We start from the raw sequence: 20,797 nt of genomic DNA on the forward strand, positions 1-20,797 counted from the left end.
TGGTAGTTGTTCAAGTGTATTGCTACTATTTTTGATGGTATGACGTGCTTATATTGTGTCTCAGTTAACTACGAAACTTTTTGATTTAATATCATTTTTTAACGTATGTTAAAAAATAAATTAACGTATGTTAATTTTTCTTGACTTAAATTTTTTAAATGATATACTGTTTTTATGGAGAGATAACAATTATATATAAATGTACTACTCTATTTCCTAGATAATACTTAGTAAAACTTTTTATAACAAATGCTAGCAAAGTTAAAGTTTTCTATCTATTGGAAGTTAAATAAATATGTAAGGAATTAAAATGAAAAAAGTACAGTATTGTCATTAACCACAGCTGCAGTTATTTTAGCAGCATATGTCCCAAATGAGGTAGTTTTAGCAGACACATCTAGCTCTGAAGATGCTTTAACTATCTCTGATGAAGAAAAAGTAGTAGGTAAACAAAAAGAAAACAAAGAAAAACTTGAAGATGTTCATAATGCTAAGGAAACTTCACAGGATACTGAAGAGAAGAAAACAACGGTTATTGAGGAAAAAGAAGTTGTTAGTAAAGAATCTGTGATAGATAACAAAACTAGCAATGAAGAAGAAAAAATCAAAGAAGATTCTAATCAATCCCAAGGAGATAAAGCGGACTCGTCTGCAAGTAAAGACCCAGAAAGTCCCAAAAAAGAGGATAAAGTTATCTATATTGCTGAATTTAAAGATAAAGAATCTGGAGAAAAAGCAATCAAGGAACTATCCAATCTTAAGAATACAAAAGTTTTATATACTTATGATACGGTTTTAATGGTAGTGCGATTGAAACAACCCAAGATAACTTGGACAAAATGAAACTAATAGAAGGTATTTCATCGGTTGAAAGGGCACAAAAAGTCCAACCAATGATGAATCATGCTAGAAAGGAGATTGGAGTTGAGGAGGCAATCGATTATCTGAAGGCCATTAATGCTCCATTTGGGAAAAACTTTGATGGTCGGGGTATGGTCATTTCAAACATCGATACTGGGACTGATTATAGACATAAAGCTATGAGAATCGATGATGATGCCAAAGCCTCAATGAGATTTAAAAAAGAAGACTTAAAAGGTACTGATAAAAATTTCTGGTTGAGTGATAAAATTCCTCATGCTTTCAATTATTATAATGGCGGTAAAATCACTGTAGAAAAATATGATGATGGAAGGGATTATTTTGACCCACATGGGATGCATATTGCAGGGATTCTTGCGGGAAATGATACTGAACAAGATATCAAAAACTTTAACGGCATAGATGGAATTGCCCCTAATGCACAGATATTCTCTTATAAAATGTACTCTGACGCTGGATCTGGATTCGCAGGGGATGAAACAATGTTTCATGCTATTGAAGATTCCATCAAACACAATGTCGATGTTGTTTCGGTATCATCTGGCTTTACGGGAACAGGCCTTGTAGGTGAGAAATATTGGCAAGCTATTAGAGCGTTAAGAAAAGCAGGCATTCCAATGGTTGTCGCTACGGGTAACTATGCGACTTCTGCTTCAAGTTCTTCTTGGGATTTAGTAGCAAATAATCATCTGAAAATGACAGACACTGGAAATGTAACACGAACTGCAGCACATGAAGATGCGATAGCGGTCGCATCTGCTAAAAATCAAACAGTTGAGTTTGACAAAGTTAAGATTGGAGGAGAAAGTTTTAAATACAGAAATATAGGTGCCTTTTTCGATAAGAATAAAATAATAACAAATGAAAATGGATCAAAAGCTCCTAGTAAATTAAAATTTGTATATATAGGTAAAGGTCGATACAAAGACTTGATAGGATTGGATCTTAAGGGCAAAATTGCAGTAATGGATAGAATTTATACAAAGGATTTAAAAAATGCTTTTAAACGAGCTACGAATAAGGGTGCACGCGCCATTATGGTTGTAAATACTGTAAATTACTACAATAGAGATAATTGGACAGAGCTTCCAGCTATGGGATATGAAGCGGATGAAGGGACTACTAGTCAAGTTTTTTCAATTTCAGGAGATGATGGTGTAAAGTTATGGAACATGATTAACCCTGATAAAAAAACTGAAGTCAAAAGAAATAATAAAGAAGATTTTAAAGATAAATTGGAGCAATACTATCCAATTGATATGGCAAGCTATAATTCTAATAAACCGAATGTAGGTGATGAAAAAGAGATTGACTTTAAGTTTGCACCTGACACAGACAAAGAACTTTATAAAGAAGATATCATCGTTCCAGCAGGGTCCACATCTTGGGGGCCAAGAATAGATTTACTTTTAAAACCGGATGTTTCAGCACCTGGTAAAAATATTAAATCCACTCTGAATGTCATTAATGGGAAATCAACTTATGGCTATATGTCAGGAACCAGTATGGCAACTCCAATCGTGGCAGCTTCTACTGTTTTGATTAGACCGAAGTTAAAGGAAATGCTTGAAAGACCTGTATTGAAAAATCTTGAGGGAGATGACAAAATAGACCTTACAAGTCTTACAAAAATAGCCCTACAAAATACTGCACGACCTATGATGGATGCAACTTCTTGGAAAGAAAAAAGTCAATACTTTGCATCACCTAGACAACAGGGAGCAGGGCTAATTAATGTTGCCAATGCTTTGAGAAATGAAGTTGTAGCGACTTTCAAAAACAGGGATTCTAAAGGTTTGGTAAACTCTTATGGTTCTATTTCTCTTAAAGAAATAAAAGGAGAAGAAAAATATTTTACAGTTAAGCTTCACAATACATCAGACAGACCTTTAACCTTTAAGGTTTCAGCATCAGCGATAACTACAGATTCTCTAACTGACAGATTAAAACTGGATGAAACATATAAAGACGAAAAATCTCCAGATGGTAAGCAAATTGTTCCAGAAATTCACCCAGAAAAAATCAAAGGAGCAAATATCACATTTGAGCATGACACTTTCACTATAGGCCCAAATTCCAGCTTTGATTTAAATGCGGTTATAAATGTCGGGGAGGCTAAAAACAAAAATAAATTTGTAGAATCATTTATTCGTTTTGAGTCAGTGGAAGAAATGGAAGCTCTAAACTCTAACGGGAAGAAAATAAACTTCCAACCTTCTTTGTCGATGCCTCTAATGGGATTTGCTGGGAATTGGAACCACGAACCAATCCTTGATAAATGGGCTTGGGAAGAAGGATCAAAATCAAAAACAATGGAAGGTTATGATGATGATGGTAAACCGAAAATTCCTGGAACCTTGAACAAGGGTATTGGTGGAGAACATGGTATAGATAAATTTAATCCAGCAGCTGTTATTCAAAACAGAAAAGATAAAAATATTACATCACTAGACCAAGACCCAGACTTATTTGCCTTTAACAACCAAGGTATTCATGCAGAATCCACTAGTGGATCTGATGTTGCTAGGGTATATCCACTTGACTCAAAGGGAGAACCACAAAGTGTTTCACTAGAAAGAGGATTAACACCTTCTCCACTTGTATTAAGAAGTGCAGAAGAAGGATTGATTTCAATAGTAAATACAAATAAAGAGGGAGAAAATCAAAGAGACTTAAAAGTCATTTCGAGAGAACACTTTATTAGAGGAATTTTAAATTCTAAAAGCAATGATGCAAAGGGAATCAAATCATCTAAACTAAAAGTTTGGGGTGACTTGAAGTGGGATGGACTCATCTATAACCCTAGAGGTAGAGAAGAAAACGAACCAGAAAGTAAGGATAACCAAGATCCAGCTACTAGGATAAGAGGACAATTTGAACCAATAGCTGAGGGTCAATACTTCTACAAATTCAAATATAGATTAACCAAGGATTACCCATGGCAGGTTTCCTATATTCCTGTAAAAATTGATAATACAGCTCCAAAAATTATTTCAATTGATTTTTCTAATCCAAATAAAATTAAATTGATCGCAAAAGATACCTACCACAAGGTAAAGGATGAGTACAAACACGAAACCTTGTTTGCTAGAGACCAAAAAGAACATCCTGAGAAATTTGAAGAAGTAGCCAACGAAGTATGGTATGCAGGTGCAGCTCTTGTCGATGCGTATGGAGATGTTGAGAGAAATCTTGATGTAACTTACGCCGGAGAGGGTGAGGGAAGAAATAGGAAGCTTGATAAAAATGGAAATACCATCTACGAAATTAGCGGAGCAGGAGATTTAAGAGGAAAAATCATCGAAGTAATCGCCCTAGATGGCGCAAGCAACTTTACCAAAATCCATAGAATTAAATTTGCTGATAAGGCTGACAAAAATGGAATGATTTCTTATTACCTAGTAGATCCTGAGAAAGATGCTTCTTCTTACAAAAAACTAGGGGAAATTTCTGAAGATAAACTTAAAAATGCCCAAAGTCCAGAAGCCTCAAATAACGTAGAAGAAAAGAAAGAGACTGTTGAAGAAAAACCTATAGAGGGACCTTCAACTCTAGAGTTAGACAAAGAAATCTCTACTGTAAGAAACTTTGAAAATAAAGACCTAAAGAAACTCATTAAAAAGAAATATAAGGAAGAAGAAGACTTTGTAAATGGCGGAAAAAGAAAAGTAGAGCTTGATTATCGATATGATGCTAAGGGAAATATAACTGCCTATGTGGATGGAAGTGCTCTAGAATATGAGACTGAGAAACTTGATGATGTTAAATCAAAGCTTGGTGGTGTATTAAGCCCATCAAAGGATGGACATTTTGAAATTCTTGGAAAAGTAAGTAATGTATCCCAAAGTGCTAAGGCTTACTATGGCAATGACTTCAAATTAATAGAAATTAAGGCAAGTAAATACGACCCACAAACAAAAACTCTAACCTTTGACTTATTCGCAAACACAAATGATGTAGTCGATGGTCTATCCTTTACGGGTGATATGAATATCCTTGTAAAAGATAAGGGTGAAACAAAAGCTAAAACTAAAATTAGAATGCCTGAAAAAAATAAGGAAACTAAAACAGAATATCCCTATGCATCAAGTTATGGGAATGTAATAGAATTAGGAGAAGGAGATCTTTCAAAAAATAAACCAAACAATTTAACTGAAATGGAATCTGGTAAAATCTATTCTGATTCAGAAAAACAACAATATCTGTTAAAGGATAATATCATTCTAAGAAAAGGCTATGCACTAAAAGTGACTACCTATAATCCTGGAAAAACGGATATGTTAGAAGGGAATGGAGTCTATAGCAAGGAAGATATAGCAAAAATACAAAAGGCCAATCCTAATCTAAGAGTCCTTTTAGAAACAACAATTTATGCTGATAGTAGAAATGTTAAAGATGGAAGAAGCACTCAATCAGTATTAATGTCGGCTTTGGACGGCTTTAACATTGTAAGATATCAAGTGTTTACCTTTAAAATGAATGATAAAGGGGAAGCAATTGATAAAGATGGAAATCTTGTGACAGATTCCTCTAAACTTGTATTATTTGGTAAAGATGATAAAGAGTATCATGGGGAGGAATATTCTAATGTAGAAGCTATAAAAGAAGATGGCTCCATGTTATTTATTGATACCAAACCAGTAAACCTTTCAATGGACAAGAACTACTTTAATCCATCTAAATCTAATAAAATTTATGTACGAAATCCAGAATTTTATTTAAGAGGTAAGATTTCTGATAAGGGTGGTTTTAACTGGGAATTGAGAGTCAATGAATCGGTTGTAGATAATTATTTAATCTACGGAGATTTACACATTGATAACACTAGAGATTTTAACATTAAGCTTAATGTTAAAGACGGTGACATTATGGACTGGGGGATGAAAGACTATAAAGCAAACGGATTTCCAGATAAGGTAACAGATATGGATGGAAATGTTTATCTTCAAACTGGCTATAGTGATTTGAATGCGAAAGCGGTTGGAGTACACTATCAATTTTTATATGATAATGTTAAACCAGAAGTGAACATTGATCCTAAGGGAAATACAAGTATCGAATATGCTGATGGAAAATCTGTTATCTTTAACATCAATGATAAAAGAAATAATGGATTCAATGGTGAGATTCAAGAACAACATATTTATGTAAATGGAAAAGAATATACATCATTTGATGCTATTAAACAAATAACAGACAAGACGCTAAACATTAAGATTCTTGTAAAAGATTTTGCAAGAAATACAACCGTAAAAGAATTCATTTTAAACAAAGATACGGGAGAGGTAAGCGAACTAAAACCTCATACAGTAACTGTGACCATTCAAAATGGAAAAGAAATGAGTTCAACGATAGTGTCGGAAGAAGATTTTATTTTACCTGTCTATCAGGGTGAATTAGAAGAAGGCTATCAATTTGATGGCTGGGAAATTGCTGGTTTTGAAGGGAAAAAAGACGTTGGCTATGTTCTTAATCTATCAAAAGATACCCTTATAAAACCTGTATTCAAGAAAATAGAGGAGAAAAAGGAGGAGGAAAATAAACCTACTTTTGATGTATCGAAAAAGAAAGACAACCCACAGGTAAATTCTAGTCAATTAAATCAAAGTCATAGAAAAGAGGACTTACAAAGAGAAAATCCTTCACAAAAACCTGATTCAACTAAGGATGTTACAGCTACAGTTCCTGATAGAAATGATAAAAACTTTGAAAATGAGAAGGAAGTTTATCTTAATGAACCAGAGAACATAGCTAATAAACATACCAATATCGATAGTAAATCGGATACTAACAATTCTGATAGATTGCCAAAAACCGGAACAGTTAGAGAAGGTTTTACACCATTCATTGCTGGAATATTGTTTATAGTAGGATCACTCCTTGGATTGAAGAAAAAAGATCAAGATTAGGACAAAAGCTATAGATGAAAAAAATGGTTTATGTACTGAGATAGTGTGATGATGAAACAGTTTTGTGAAAATAACTATTTAACATTTAATTCTTAAGTTTATGTTGATATTTATACTCTTTTAGAATGTATTAATGGGCTTAATTTAGATACCTAAAAAATCTTCTTATTACAAATAGGAAGATTTTTTGGATCTTTGTCAACTGTAGTGGGTTGAAGTCAGCTAATATCTAGAAAGGACAAATTTCGTCCTTTCTTTTTGATATTTAGAGCGATGAAAATCCGTTTTTTGAAGTTTTCAAAGTTCCGGAAACCAAAAGCATTGCGCTTGATAAGTTTGATGAGATTATTAGTCGCTTCTAATTTGGCGTTGGAATAGGGTAACTGAAGAGCGTTGATGATTTTCTCTTTGTCCTTGAGGAAGGTTTTAAAGGCTCTATAATATCCATAGGGGATTTACCTATTATAAATATTATAGAGCCAGTTTCTCAAGAAACTATCGTTTTATATAGTTTGAAACTATAACTAGCTCCTGAAAACAAGAAAATGAGTTGGCGAAAATAAATGATACAATAGTTACTATAGATTTGAAGGTATTGTATGAGTAAAGAACTACACATTAATACAATTTTGGTCCAGGCGGGTATCAAATCAGATGAGGCAACAGGTGCCTTGGTAACGCCGCTTCATTTTTCTACAACTTATCAGCACCCAGAGTTTGGTCAGTCTACTGGATTCGACTATACTCGGACTGAAAATCTAACTCGCAGTAAGGCGGAGGAAGTCTTGGCGGCTATTGAGTCAGCAGACTATGCTTTAGCGACGAGCTCAGGAATGGCTGCGATTGTACTGGCTTTCCAGTAGGAAGTAAAGTCTTGGCTGTGCGAGATCTTTATGGGGGTTCTTTCCGTTGGTTCAACCAAGTGGAGTAGGAAGGTCGATTCCATTTTACCTATGCCAATACAGAAGAAGAGCTGATTACTGAGTTAGAAAAGGATGTGGGTGTTCTCTATATCGAAACGCCAACCAATCCCTTGATGTTGGAATTTGATATTGCAAAACTAGCCAAACTAGCTCATGCCAAGAGTGCCAATGTAGTAGTGGACAATACCTTCTACAGTCCGATTTACCAACGTCCGATTGAAGACGGTGCGGATATTGTTCTTCATTCAGCTACCAAGTATCTAGCAGGGCACAATGATGTCTTAGCTGGGGTGGTTGTGACTAATGGTTTAGAACTATATGAACAACTTTTCTATAATCTCAATACGACAGGTGCGGTCTTGTCACTGTTGGATAGTTATCAGTTGATTCGTGGTCTCAAACCCCTGCCCCTTCGTATGGAACTTTCTACAGCCAATGCCCAAGAAGTAGTTGCTTTTTTGAAGGATTCACCTGCTGTCAAGGAAGTTCTCTATACAGGACGTGGGGGGATGATTTCCTTTAAAGTAGTGGATGAAAAGCGTATTCCTCATATTTTAAATAGCTTGAAGGTCTTCTCATTTGCAGAAAGTTTGGGTGGGGTAGAGAGTCTAATCACCTATCCGACAACTAAAACCCCTGCGGATATTCCAGCAGAAGTGCGCCATTCCTATGGATTGACAGATGATCTCTTGCGCTTCTCAATTGGGATTGAAGATGCTAGAGATTTGATTGCGGACTTGCGACAAGTTTTGGAGGGATAAGATAGATATGAGAAAATATGATTTTACAAGCCTGCCCAATTGTTTTGGGCACCATACCTATAAATGGAAAGAAGTGGAAGCTGATCGAGAAGTTTTACCAGCCTAGATAGCAGATATGGACTTTGTGGTTTTGCCTGAAGTTCGACAAGCTGTACAAGCCTACGCAGATCAGTTGGTCTATGGCTATGCTTATGCTAGTGATGTTTTGATTGAATCGGTTCAGGGCTGGGAAGCCACACAACACAGTTACCACTTTAACAAAGAGGCTCTCGTCTTTATCGAGGGTGTGGTACCAGCTATTTCAACAGCTATCCAAGCCTTTACAAAAGAAGGAGAGGCTGTTCTGATTAACACACCGGTCTATCCACCTTTTGCTCGCAGTGTCAAACTGAACAATCGCAGATTGATTACCAATCCTTTGGTGGAAAAGGATGGGCTGCTTGAGATTGACTTTGATCAGCTGGAGAAGGATTTGGTAGATGAGAATGTGAAACTTTATATTCTTTGCAATCCCCACAATCCTGGTGGATGTGTTTGGGAAAGGGAGGTCTTGAAAAGATTGGTCATCTCTGCCAAAAACATGGTGTTTTGTTGGTTTCAGATGAGATTCACCAAGATTTGGCTCTCTTTGATCACAAACACCAGTCTTTCAACACCATTGATCCCGCCTTTAAAGACTTCGCCCTTATCTTGAGCAGTGCTACTAAAACATTTAATATTGCTGGGACCAAGAATTTCTATGCAGTTATTGAAAATCCAAAGCTTCGAGTTGCTTTCCAAAAACGCCAGTTGGCCAATAACCAACATGAAATCTCAGGCTTGGGGTATTTGGAGACAGAAGCTGCCTACCGTTATGGTAAGGACTGGTTAGGAGAGTTAAAAGAAGTCATCGAGGATCGCATTAACTATGTAGTGGATGTTTTGGGCAACGAAACCAAGATTAAGGTCATGAAACCACAAGGTACCTACTTGATCTGGCTTGATTTTTCAGCCTATGACCTAACGGATGACCGCTTGCAAGAGCTTTTGAAGAATGAAGCCAAGGTTATCTTGAACCGAGGTTTGGACTTTGGGGAGGAGGGATCCCTTCATGCTCGCCTCAATGTGGCTATGCCGAAGTCAGTACTAGAAGAAGTTTGCCAATGCATCGTGACCACTTTTGCTACACTTTAAAAATCCAGCCTTCTAGGAGAAAAGTCTTCCTAGAAGGCTATTTTCGTAGGGGAAAATGTGGTATAATGAAAAGATAAGATAAAGGGGTAACTATGGCTAAATTGATTCCGGGAAAGTTGCGCATGGAGGGTGTTACTCTCTATGAGACAGGCAACATTGAGATTATCAAGGAAAAAGGGAGTCGCCTCTATACTCGTGTGGCGGGAGAATACTTGCGCTACAGTTTAGAGGATGATCTGGTTTTTTGTGCTTGTGATTTTTTCCAAAAAAGAGGTTACTGTGTTCACCTAGCGGCGCTCGAGCATTATCTGAAGAACGACGAAGAAGGCCAGGTGATTTTACAAGCTTTAGAGAAAGGACATGAAGAGCAAGAAGAGGTCGAAACCAAGGTTAGTTTTGGTGGTAGTTTTTTGGAGCGTATCCAACCTCAGAAGCGAGAGAAAATCTACACTTTGTCGGCTCAAGGCCAGGTGGAAGCTGGGACCAATCGCCTCCTTTGGACTCTCCGAATCGGTTTAGTTGATAGTCAAAAATATTATGTCATTCGTGACATCCCACTCTTTTTGAAGGTTTTAGTCCATCGAAAACCATATATGATTGGGAAATACTATGAAAATGACTTGTCTTGGAAGGCTTTTGATACAGCTAGTCAAGAAGTTCTTACTTTTTTATGTGGCTTGATTGAGGAGGGACTGAGTCAAGAGCTCTTTTTCCCTAATCAAGGTCGTCACCTCTTTTTCCCTCTGACCTTTTTTGAGCAGGGAGTGGAGTTGCTGATGAACTTGGAGGATTTTCATTTTGAACACCAGAACGATAGTTATGAAAATCTTCTCTTTCATGATTTAGGTCCTGATGCAGAACTGTTCTCTTTTTCCGTGCAGGAGTATCCCGATTATTTTGAGATGGAGATTTCTGAAAGTGAGCGAGTCAACGTATTCTATGTAGGGGCAGTTCTCTTTCGTAAAGGAAATGTTTATTTCTTGACCCCTAATCAGATAACTCTTTTGAAGGAACTAAAGGAACTTCCTCAGGAGGGAAGAGGGAGGAAGTGCCTCCAATTTGACAACAGTGATCGTGACCGCCTAGCCGCCTGTCTGCCCTTGTTTGGGCAGCTGGGCACAGTTTCTGCTCCCGAGCGCTTGCAAATCAAACCTTTTTCACCAATCTTTTACTTTGATAAGGAGGATGACGGTCGTATCCGCTTGGATATCCAGTTTGACTATGGAGATGTTAAGGTGACTAGTCGTCAACAGTTGGAACAATTACCTTTTTCAAGTAATGCCGTCTTGGAAAATCAGCTATTTCAAGTCTGTTTAGGGGCTGGTTTTGAGGCTGATTTTCAGTCCTGGAGACAGGCTTTGAAGCCAGAGGCAGTTTATTCTTTCTTTCACCATACAATTCCAGCTTTTGAGAAGTTGGGTCAGGTCTCTTTGTCTGATGAGATGAATCAGCTCTACAGCATCCAAGCTCCTCAGGTTCAGATTGAGTCCAAGGGAGGACTGTTGGAAATCCAATTTGATTTCCAAGGGATTGCCCAAGAAGAGATTGCTCAAGCTCTCAAAGCCCTGACCAGCAATCAGGATTTCTATATCAGTTCTTCTGACCAAGTGTACTTTTTTGATGAGGAAACCAAGCAGATTCGTCAAAATTTGCAGGAACTGGGTGTTGAACTAAAAGATGGTTCTTTTCAAGCTCGAAAATCTCTGGCTTATAGCCTTTCTCAGCTTTTTGACGGTCGAGACGGGATTTCCTTCTCGGAAGAATTTCAGTATTTAGCTCATGATTTGACCCATCCAGAGGACTTTCCTTTAGGAGATATACGGGTGCAGGCGAGTTTGAGAGACTATCAGGAAAAGGGAGTTCGTTGGCTTCAGATGCTTTACCGCTATGGCTTTGGTGGCATCTTGGCAGACGATATGGGACTGGGAAAAACACTGCAAACTATCGCTTTTTTGACCAGTCAGGTGACAGAACATAGTCGGGTCTTGATTTTAGCGCCGTCAGGTTTGATCTACAATTGGGCAGATGAATTTAGGAAATTTGCACCACAGTTGGATTTGGCTGTCGTTCATGGTTTGAAAGCGAATCGAGAAGCAATTCTTTCTGAAAATCACCAAATCTACGTAACCAGTTATGCTACCTTTCGTCAAGACAGCGAGCTTTATCAAGAGATGGCTTTTGATTTTCTCTTCTTAGATGAAGCCCAGGTCATGAAAAATGCCCAGACTAAGATTGCTCAGAGTTTGCGCCAGTTCGTGGTGCCAGCAGTCTTTGCTTTGTCAGGTACGCCCATCGAAAACCATTTAGGAGAGTTGTGGTCTATCTTCCAAATTGTGCTTCCGGGGCTCTTGCCAAGTAAAAAGGAGTTTATGAAATTACCGGCTGACCGAGTCGCGCAGTTTATCAAGCCCTTCGTCATGAGGCGTAAGAAAGAAGAAGTTCTAACAGAGCTGCCTGACCTGATCGAAGTCGTCTATAAAAATGAACTGGAAGACGAGCAGAAGGCCATCTATCTGGCTCAGCTGCAACAGATGCGAGACCGCCTAGCGCAAGTGACAGATCAAGAATTTCAGAGAAGTCGTGTAGAAATCTTATCCGGTCTCATGCGTTTGCGCCAGATCTGCGATACGCCAGCTCTCTTTATGGACGATTACCAGGGAGCCAGTGGTAAATTGGATAGTCTCCGAGATTTATTGCTACAAGTGGCAGATGGTGGGCATCGGGTCTTGATTTTTTCCCAGTTCAAAGGAATGTTAGAAAAAATCGAGCAAGAGCTCCCAAATTTGGGCTTGACTTCCTTCAAAATTACGGGCTCAACTCCTGCTCAAGATCGACAAGAGATGACCAAAATATTTAATCAAGGGGAAAGAGATATCTTTCTCATCTCCCTTAAGGCAGGTGGTGTCGGTCTCAATCTGACAGGAGCTGACACCGTCATCCTAGTGGATCTCTGGTGGAATCCTGCTGTCGAAGCCCAGGCTATCGGACGAGCTCACCGAATGGGACAGGAGCGGAAGGTAGAGGTTTACCGTTTGATTACTAGAGGAACCATTGAAGAAAAGATTCAAGAACTCCAAGAACAGAAGAGACACCTGGTTTCCCAAGTTTTAGGTGGGACGGAATCGCGTGCGAGTCTCAGTCTGGCAGAAATTCGAGAAATTTTAGGGATTTCTGAAGCCAGCACTTGAAAAATCAAGACAATACGCTATAATGAAGTGTTGAAAGGAAATACAAAATGAAACAAGATCGATTTCCATTAGTGTCAGATGATGAGATCATGCTGACTAAAATGACAGTCATGGACTTGTACGATGAGTCAGACTTTATTAGCAATATCAAGGGTGATTACCGCGATAAAAACTATTTGGAATGGTCTCCTATCAATGAGGAACAGGCTGTAACTCCTTCGGCAGCTAGCAAGGAGTCAAAACCAGGCCCAGAACCTAAAAAAGTTGAAAAAACGTATGCTGAATTGGCTCGAGAAGAGGCGCGTGCGGATTTGAAGAAGAAACGTTCAGCTAAGTATTTGACTCAGGATGTTAGTCATACCAGACGACACAATGGTTCAACACTTGTTCGACAGGGAAACCAACCAACAGCGCCATTTCAAAAGGAAAATCCAGGTGAGTTTGCCAAATTTAGTAAAAACTTGAGTCAGTCTCACTATATCTTAGCTGAGGAGGTTGGCCAAGTGGCGAATCCAACTCCGAAAACCCAAACGGAAAAAGCTAAAAAGAACAACTATGATTTTCTAAAGAAGAGTCAAATCTATAATAAAAAGCATAAGCAAACAGAACAGGAACGTCAGGTTGCTCAAGAGTTGAATCTGACAAGAATTACTGAGTAAGGGAGAAAAACATGTCAAAAACATATCATTTTATTGGAATCAAGGGATCAGGGATGAGTGCCTTGGCTTTGATGTTGCATCAAATGGGACACAAGGTTCAAGGTTCAGACGTTGAAAAATACTACTTTACTCAACGTGGACTAGAGCAGGCAGGAATTACGATTCTTCCTTTTGATGAAAAGAACCTGCAAGGGGATCTTGAAATTATTGCTGGAAATGCCTTTCGTCCAGATAACAATGTTGAAATCGCTTATGCTGACAAAAATGGTATCAGCTATAAACGTTACCATGAATTTCTAGGTAGCTTTATGCGTGACTTTGTCAGCATGGGGGTTGCAGGAGCACATGGTAAGACATCAACGACGGGGATGCTGTCTCACGTTTTGTCTCACATCACAGACACTAGCTTCTTGATTGGGGATGGAACGGGTCGAGGTTCTGAAAATGCTAAGTATTTTGTTTTTGAATCTGACGAATATGAGCGCCACTTCATTCCTTACCACCCAGAATACTCTATCATCACCAACATTGACTTTGACCATCCAGACTATTTCACAAGTCTAGAGGATGTTTTCAATGCCTTTAATGACTATGTCAAACAAATTACTAAAGGTTTGTTTGTGTACGGTGAGGATGCTGAGTTGCGTAAGATTACAGCCAATGCTCCAATTTATTACTATGGCTTTGATGCTGAGGGAAATGACTTTGTAGCCAGCGACCTTTTACGTTCTACAACTGGTTCGACCTTCACAGTTCATTTCCGAGGACAAGAGTTGGGTCAATTTCACATTCCAACCTTTGGTCGTCACAATATCATGAATGCAACGGCCGTTATTGCTCTTCTTTACACAGCAGGCTTTGACTTGGAATTGGTTCGTGAACACTTGAAAACTTTTGTGGGTGTCAAACGTCGTTTTACTGAGAAAATTGTTAATAATACAGTGATTATCGATGACTTTGCCCACCATCCAACAGAAATTATTGCGACCTTGGATGCGGCTCGTCAGAAATACCCAAGCAAGGAAATCGTAGCGGTCTTCCAACCGCATACCTTTACAAGAACCATTGCCTTGTTGGACGAATTTGTTCACGCTTTGAACCAAGCGGATGCCGTTTACCTAGCGCAAATTTATGGGTCAGCTCGTGAAGTGGACCATGGTGACGTTAAGGTAGAAGACCTAGCCAAAAAAATCAACAAAAAACACCAAGTTATCACTGTTGAAAATGTTTCTCCACTCCTAGACCATGACAATGCTGTTTATGTCTTTATGGGAGCAGGAGACATCCAAACCTATGAGTACTCATTTGAACGTCTCTTGTCTAATTTGACAAGTAATGTCCAATAAGAAAAAAGAATGGAAATTCCAATCACCATAGGACGAGCTACTTTATCGGATCTAGAAGAAATTGTAGCAATTGAAGAATCTTGTTTATCCTCAGAAGAAATAGTGAGCTACGAATTTTTAGAAGAGAGTATCCGTAAGATTGCAGATACCTTTCTTGTAGCTAGAGATGAAAACCAGCTCGTGGGCTATGTTTTAGGAGAGTCTCAGTCTCTTCATCCCACATGGATAGAAATAAGATCATTTGCTATTCATCCTGACCATCGTAGGCAAGGCTTGGGGACACTTCTTCTTGCTAGCTTGAAACAAGTGGCAGTGGAAGGAGAGTATGAGTATCTTCGCTTGACTTGTCCTGATGACTTATTCTCTTATTTTGAGATGAATGGCTTTGTTGAGGAAGAAGTGCCCGAAGCTTCGTACGCAAGATTTTCAGGATGGGATTTGATTTGGGCAAATCCTTTTTATCAGGAGGAAGTATGAAAATCAGACAAGCTAGATTTTCGGATTTAGATCAAATTTTAGAGATAGAGCTGGAGAATTTCTCCCTTGAAGAAGCCATTCCTTGTTCGGTCTTTGAGGTGCACTTACGTGAAATTCGGACCAGTTTTCTCGTAGCTGAAAAGGAGGGACGTATCCTTGGGTATATCGAAGGTCCAGTCGTCCCACATCGTCATCTACAAGATCAGTCCTTTACAGAAGAGATAAAAGACTATAGCCATCGACCTGGAGGTTATATCTCTGTGACTTGTCTCTCCATAGCTAAGGAAGCACAAGCCTTGGGCGTGGGGAAAAGACTGTTAAGGGCTCTGAAAGAAGTCGCTTTAGAACATGAACGAGAAGGTATCAACTTGACCTGTCATGACTATCTCATCCCTTATTATGAAAAACATGGATTTGTGAATGAAGGGGTATCTCAGTCAAGCTTTGCGGGTGAAAGTTGGTATGATATGGTTTGGCAACCTTAAAAAATGAGAATCATAGCTATAGAAAGGGATGTTTTGTTGCTTTTCTGTAACTTTTAAGATATAATATTATGGATTGTCAACAAGGAGGTAATGCTTTTGACTGAAAAATCAAGAGAAGAAGAAAAATTAACCTTTAAAGAGCAGATTCTACGTGATTTAGAGAGAGTGAAAGAACAAGGTAGAAGAGAGAAAGAAGTAGACATTCCAAATCTGACAGTTTCATCATCTCAAGCTAGTTCAGTAACTCCTGCAAATCCTGAATCTGATATTTCAACAGAAGAGTTGCTGGCTGATTCCCTATTTGTTGTTGATAAAATTCTAAAGAATGCGCCAAGTGTTCCTCCACTTTCAAGTGCTGGAACTGAAGAAAAAGAAGAGAAAGAGATTAGACAGTCTATCATTGACAAGATTGAAGTTGTAGAATCTGAAGAGCCTCCAATAGAACCGATTCATCCAGCTGAGGAACCTGTAGTGGAGTCCGTTCAACCTGAGGTGGAACCAGTTGAATTTGAATCTGAAGAAAAAGAATTTAACTATACTCCGATGAAGATAGATGTGACTTATAAGACAGAAGGGGCCAATAAATCAATTCCTTCTTCTGAGAATAAAGCTGAAGCCCCAGTTTCAACTGGTTCCTCAGACAGATTAACGGAGGAATCACGTCGTAACCATCGTCGTAAAGGCAAAAAACCAACCAAGAAACAGAAGAAATCAAGGGTCAAAGGTTTCCTAGTAACCTTTTTATTTCTCTCGATGCTTGTGGCTGTTGGTGGATACTCTGGGTACGGTTACGTTCAAGACTCCTTGAAACCTGTTGATGCGAGTTCTAAGGAGTATGTGACAGTTCAAATTCCAGAAGGATCAAATGTGCAACAAATTGGGAGCACTTTGGAAAAATCTGGTTTGGTCAAACATGGTCTTATCTTTAGTATTTATGCTAAGTATAAGAGTTCAAACTTGAAGTCAGGTTATTACAATTTGAAGAAGAGCATGAGTACGGATGACTTGATTCAAGAATTGCAAAAAGGTGGAACTCCTGAACCTCAAGAACCAGTACTTGCAAACTTAACTATTCCGGAAGGTTATACCTTAGAGCAAATTGCTCAGACAGTAGGTCAACTCCAAGGTGATTTTAAAGAACCTCTTACAGCGGATGCTTTCATGGAAAAAGTTCAAGATGAAACCTTCATCTCCCAACTAGTAGTCAAGTATCCAAACCTTCTTGGAAGTCTTCCAACAAAAGACAGTGGCGTTCGTTATCGCCTTGAAGGTTACCTTTTCCCAGCAACCTACACTATCAAAGACAGCACCACAGTTGAAAGCTTGATTGATGATATGTTAGCAGCTATGGACAAGGCCATGTCACCGTACTACACTACGACTAAAGAAAAGAATCTGACAGTTAATGAATTGCTCAGTGTTGCTTCTCTTGTTGAAAAAGAAGGGGCCAAGACCGAAGATCGTAAATTGATTGCGGGAGTCTTCTATAACCGCTTGAATCTTGGTATGCCACTTCAAAGCAACATTGCTATCTTGTATGCTGAAGGAAAACTTGGGCAAAAGATTAGCTTGGCTGATGATACTGCAATTGATACTACGATTGATTCACCTTATAATGTTTATACACATCTTGGCCTCATGCCCGGACCAGTTGATAGTCCAAGCCTCGATGCGATTGAAGCAAGTATAAATCAGACAAAGAGTGAGTACTTGTACTTTGTAGCCAATGTCGAAGATGGTAAAGTGTACTTTGCAACGACAAAAGAAGAGCATGACCAAAACGTTGCAGAACACATCAATAGTAAATTAACACCATCAAGTAGTTCAAACTAAAATTATGTGGTTTTCCACATAATTTTGTTTTAAAAAAGTAATAGAAAAGAAAGTTGAAAAAATGGCAGAAAAAACTTACCCAATGACCCTTGAGGAAAAGGAAAAACTTGAAAAAGAATTAGAAGAATTGAAACTCGTTCGTCGCCCTGAAGTAGTAGAGCGTATCAAAATTGCTCGTTCATACGGGGATCTTTCAGAAAATAGCGAGTACGAAGCAGCTAAGGATGAACAAGCTTTTGTTGAAGGACAAATTTCAAGTCTAGAAACAAAAATTCGCTATGCTGAAATCGTCAATAGTGACTCAGTTGCCCAAGACGAAGTAGCGATTGGTAAAACAGTTACTATCCAAGAAATTGGTGAGGACGAAGAAGAAGTTTATATTATCGTAGGTTCAGCAGGTGCGGATGCTTTCGCTGGGAAGGTATCAAATGAAAGTCCGATTGGACAAGCTTTAATCGGTAAAAAGACAGGTGATATTGTTACGATTGAGACACCTGTTGGTAGTTACGATGTCAAAATTTTAAAGGTTGAAAAAACAGCCTAAATAGAATGAAAATGGAGTAGTGGAGGTCTTGACTTGCTCAACTCCTTTTTGATTTTTTGAATAAATAGGAGATTATATGAGTTCAAATAAGAAAAAAATAAAATGGAGCGTGGTTTAACCAATCGTCATGTTCAGGTGATGGCTATTGCGGGGACAATCGGAACCGGACTTTTCTTAGGTGCTGGGCGTTCTATCATCCTTACTGGACCTTCTATCATCCTGATTTATATGATTACTGGAGCCTTTATGTTCCTCATGATGCGGGCTGCTGGGGAGATGCTCTATCAGGATCCAGAACAACATACTTTTATCAACTTTATCACCCGTCATTTTGGGAAAGGCTGGGGGTATTTCTCGGTTTGGTCTTATTGGTTGTCTGTTATCTTTATCGGTATGGCAGAAATCACTGCTATCTCTCACTATGTTCAGTTCTGGTTCCCTAGCTGGCCAAGTTGGATGATTGAGATTGGATTTTTGACTATTCTAGCCTTGGTCAATCTGATTGCGGTTAAGCTCTTTGGAGAAGTCGAGTTTTGGTTTGCTATGGTTAAGATTGTGGCTATTTTAGCTATGATTGCAACAGGAGTCTTTATGGTCTTGACAGGATTTGAAACACCATATGGTGCTGCAAGTTTGGCAAATATCAGCAATCAATTCTCTCTTTTCCCAAATGGAGTTATGAACTTTGTCATGACCTTTCAAATGGTATTTTTTGCCTATCTGATGATTGAATTTATCGGAGTGACAACCTCTGAAACGAAGAATCCTCGTCAGGTTTTGCCAAAAGCAGTTAAAGAAATTCCTCTTCGAATGGTCTTCTTTTATGGTGGAGCTCTATTAGCTATTATATCTATCATTCCCTGGAGAGAACTTGCTTCTTCAGATTCACCATTTGTTACAGTATTTGAATTGGCAGGTGTCAAGTGGGCGGCAGCTCTGACTAACTTCTTCGTTTTGACGTCGGCCGCATCTGCTCTTAATTCAACCCTCTATTCAACAGGACGACACCTCTACCAGATTGCCCATGATTCACCCAATCGCTTCCTAAAAGCGATCAAGGCAAATACTCTCTCTCGCCATAATGTTCCACAAAATGCTATTATTACTTCAGCAACCTTAATTGCTCTGGCTGCCTTTATCAATGTGTTGCCAGGTGTTTTGGCTGCCTTTGCTTTGATTACGGCGTCTTCATCAGGTGTCTATATCGCGATTTATATCTTGATCATGGTGACTCATCTCAAATACCGCAAGTCACAAGACTTTATGGCGGATGGCTACCTCATGCCCCATTACCGTTTTCTAAATCCTTTAACCATGCTCTTCTTTACCTTTGTCTTTGTAACCCTCTTTTTACAAGAATCTACTTTTATGGGGGGCAGTTGGTTCTGCTATCTGGATTATCGTTTTCGGAATTTATAGCCAGTGGAAATTTAGAAAATAGATTAAAGACTCATCAACTCAGGTTGGTGAGTTTTTTTCTAGTTTGACAGTCTATTGAAATAAGATTATAATCAAGCTGTAAATAGTTCTAAGGAGGTTTGGATGCACGTTAGATTGGAAAATAAGGAGTCGCATAAAGCGCAAGAAATAGGGAATTTGATTCGTGCTTATAATCGTTCCAAACGAGAAGAGGCTGAAAGCGAGCCACTGAACCTTTATGTTGAAGATGAAAAGGGCAATCTCTTGGCGGGATTAGTAGCAGAGACTTTCGGAAATTGGTTGGAAATCGAGTATTTGTTTGTGAAAGAGGAATTGAGAGGACAGGGAATCGGTTCAAGACTATTGGAGCAAGCTGAAAATGAAGCTAAGAATCGAAACTGTCAGTTTGCTTTCGTGAACACTTACCAGTTTCAAGCACCAGATTTTTATAAAATGCATGGCTATAAGGAAGCCTTTGCTTTGCAAGACTATCCCTATACAGGGCAAAGATTTTATTACCAAAAGGATTTGTAAGGTGAGTATGAAGGTATAGTACAAAGAGAGACTCGCACATAAGTATGGAGGTGGACAGATGGATATAATATTGGATATGGGCAACGTTTTATTAGAATGGAACAAGGATAAGATTTTACAAGGCGTTTCGGAGATGAAGAAAGATTACCTAATTTTAGATAAGAGCATTTTTCAGTCGGGGCTTTGGTTAAGATTAGATCTTGGGACTATGACGAGAGAAGAATTGGTGCTTAAAGTTGTGTCAATGATTGGTAGTGCCTATCAAAAGAAGGTTGAAGAAGTTATCTGGAACTGGCCTAACTACATTGATATTTATAGGGAGGTCTTTCCTATCTTGTCAGAACTAAAGAAAAAAGGTCATCGGATTTTTGTTTTGTCCAATACCTCAAAGGTATTTTACGACTTGCTGGAAGAGCACCTATCTCCCTTAAAAGAACTTTTAGATGGCTTTGTCTTATCCTGTGATATAAAAGCTATAAAGCCTGATTTGGTAATGTTTAAGGAGATTCTCGATAAATACCAGCTAGATCCTACAAATTGTGTCTTTCTAGACGATATTGAGGACAATACAAACGCAGCTGAGAAATTGGGCATCAAGAGCTATCAGGTCAAGAAAAGAAGTGATGTCATCGATATTTTGAAATCCTATAGTTAAAGGCAACGC

At 38.6% G+C, this 20,797-nt stretch carries 11 protein-coding genes and 4 pseudogenes; 14 read left to right on the plus strand and 1 reads right to left on the minus strand.

From position 1 onward, the window contains the following. Positions 1 to 327: 327 nt before the first annotated feature. Both OVN21_RS11110 and OVN21_RS01425 read left to right on the plus strand, forming a co-directional pair. Positions 328 to 843, plus strand: coding sequence for a hypothetical protein (locus OVN21_RS11110; RefSeq protein ID WP_416370404.1), 516 nt, complete (start codon positions 328 to 330; stop codon positions 841 to 843). Further along, the gene (locus OVN21_RS01425; protein ID WP_416370405.1) at positions 840 to 6,791 is read left to right on the plus strand and encodes a S8 family serine peptidase; all 5,952 of its coding nucleotides are present in this window, start codon (positions 840 to 842) and stop codon (positions 6,789 to 6,791) included. The genes OVN21_RS11110 and OVN21_RS01425 overlap by 4 nt, the downstream gene beginning before the upstream one ends. 222 nt (positions 6,792 to 7,013) lie before the next feature. Here OVN21_RS01425 and OVN21_RS01430 read toward each other — a convergent pair. Then, a pseudogene (locus OVN21_RS01430) lies at positions 7,014 to 7,234 on the minus strand (transposase); the annotation flags it as partial. A gap of 156 nt (positions 7,235 to 7,390) precedes the next feature. On the opposite strand from OVN21_RS01430, the pseudogene OVN21_RS01435 reads away from it, so the two are divergent. The 12 genes and pseudogenes from OVN21_RS01435 to OVN21_RS01490 all read left to right on the plus strand — a co-directional run bounded on the left by OVN21_RS01435 (position 7,391) and on the right by OVN21_RS01490 (position 20,788). Beyond that, positions 7,391 to 8,475, plus strand: a pseudogene (locus tag OVN21_RS01435) (cystathionine gamma-synthase). Between the two features lie 7 nt (positions 8,476 to 8,482). Beyond that, a pseudogene (locus tag OVN21_RS01440) lies at positions 8,483 to 9,648 on the plus strand (MalY/PatB family protein). A gap of 92 nt (positions 9,649 to 9,740) precedes the next feature. Beyond that, the gene (locus OVN21_RS01445; RefSeq protein WP_267246964.1) at positions 9,741 to 12,836 is read left to right on the plus strand and encodes a DEAD/DEAH box helicase; all 3,096 of its coding nucleotides are present in this window, start codon (positions 9,741 to 9,743) and stop codon (positions 12,834 to 12,836) included. A gap of 47 nt (positions 12,837 to 12,883) precedes the next feature. Continuing rightward, positions 12,884 to 13,495 (plus strand): cystathionine gamma-synthase, encoded by a 612-nt coding sequence (locus tag OVN21_RS01450; RefSeq protein WP_267246965.1) that lies wholly within the window; start codon positions 12,884 to 12,886, stop codon positions 13,493 to 13,495. 11 nt (positions 13,496 to 13,506) lie between these two features. Then, positions 13,507 to 14,841 (plus strand): UDP-N-acetylmuramate--L-alanine ligase, encoded by a 1,335-nt coding sequence (gene murC / locus OVN21_RS01455; protein WP_267246966.1) that lies wholly within the window; start codon positions 13,507 to 13,509, stop codon positions 14,839 to 14,841. Between the two features lie 9 nt (positions 14,842 to 14,850). Further along, a complete protein-coding gene (locus OVN21_RS01460; RefSeq protein ID WP_267246967.1) occupies positions 14,851 to 15,318 on the plus strand; it encodes a GNAT family N-acetyltransferase in 468 nt (155 codons plus the stop codon). Continuing rightward, positions 15,315 to 15,803, plus strand: a complete 489-nt coding sequence (locus OVN21_RS01465) for a GNAT family N-acetyltransferase (RefSeq protein ID WP_267246968.1) — start codon at positions 15,315 to 15,317, stop codon at positions 15,801 to 15,803. The genes OVN21_RS01460 and OVN21_RS01465 overlap by 4 nt, the downstream gene beginning before the upstream one ends. 90 nt (positions 15,804 to 15,893) lie before the next feature. Beyond that, a complete protein-coding gene (gene mltG, locus OVN21_RS01470) occupies positions 15,894 to 17,636 on the plus strand; it encodes an endolytic transglycosylase MltG (RefSeq protein ID WP_267246969.1) in 1,743 nt (580 codons plus the stop codon). A gap of 61 nt (positions 17,637 to 17,697) precedes the next feature. Beyond that, positions 17,698 to 18,180 carry a transcription elongation factor GreA gene (greA, locus tag OVN21_RS01475; protein WP_267246970.1) on the plus strand — a complete coding sequence of 161 codons (483 nt, stop codon included), beginning with the start codon at positions 17,698 to 17,700 and terminating at the stop codon, positions 18,178 to 18,180. 76 nt (positions 18,181 to 18,256) lie between these two features. Continuing rightward, positions 18,257 to 19,621 (plus strand): annotated as a pseudogene (locus OVN21_RS01480) (amino acid permease). A 101-nt stretch (positions 19,622 to 19,722) separates the two neighbouring features. Then, on the plus strand, positions 19,723 to 20,133 hold the full coding sequence (locus OVN21_RS01485) for a GNAT family N-acetyltransferase (RefSeq protein ID WP_267246971.1): 411 nt from the start codon (positions 19,723 to 19,725) through the stop codon (positions 20,131 to 20,133). Positions 20,134 to 20,191: 58 nt separating this feature from the next. Beyond that, positions 20,192 to 20,788: an HAD family hydrolase gene (locus OVN21_RS01490; protein WP_267246972.1), complete on the plus strand. Its 597-nt coding sequence runs from the start codon at positions 20,192 to 20,194 to the stop codon at positions 20,786 to 20,788. Positions 20,789 to 20,797 lie beyond the last annotated feature (9 nt).

Source organism: Streptococcus sp. Marseille-Q5986, assembly GCF_946902915.1.
Lineage (GTDB): Bacteria > Bacillota > Bacilli > Lactobacillales > Streptococcaceae > Streptococcus.

Coding starts and splice junctions, on each gene's coding strand:
- OVN21_RS01425 (WP_416370405.1), top strand. CDS start 840: ATGAAACTAATAGAAGGTATTTCATCGGTTGAAAGGGCACAAAAAGTC.
- OVN21_RS01445 (WP_267246964.1), top strand. CDS start 9,741: ATGGCTAAATTGATTCCGGGAAAGTTGCGCATGGAGGGTGTTACTCTC.
- OVN21_RS01450 (WP_267246965.1), top strand. CDS start 12,884: ATGAAACAAGATCGATTTCCATTAGTGTCAGATGATGAGATCATGCTG.
- murC (WP_267246966.1), top strand. CDS start 13,507: ATGTCAAAAACATATCATTTTATTGGAATCAAGGGATCAGGGATGAGT.
- OVN21_RS01460 (WP_267246967.1), top strand. CDS start 14,851: ATGGAAATTCCAATCACCATAGGACGAGCTACTTTATCGGATCTAGAA.
- OVN21_RS01465 (WP_267246968.1), top strand. CDS start 15,315: ATGAAAATCAGACAAGCTAGATTTTCGGATTTAGATCAAATTTTAGAG.
- mltG (WP_267246969.1), top strand. CDS start 15,894: ATGCTTTTGACTGAAAAATCAAGAGAAGAAGAAAAATTAACCTTTAAA.
- greA (WP_267246970.1), top strand. CDS start 17,698: ATGGCAGAAAAAACTTACCCAATGACCCTTGAGGAAAAGGAAAAACTT.
- OVN21_RS01485 (WP_267246971.1), top strand. CDS start 19,723: ATGCACGTTAGATTGGAAAATAAGGAGTCGCATAAAGCGCAAGAAATA.
- OVN21_RS01490 (WP_267246972.1), top strand. CDS start 20,192: ATGGATATAATATTGGATATGGGCAACGTTTTATTAGAATGGAACAAG.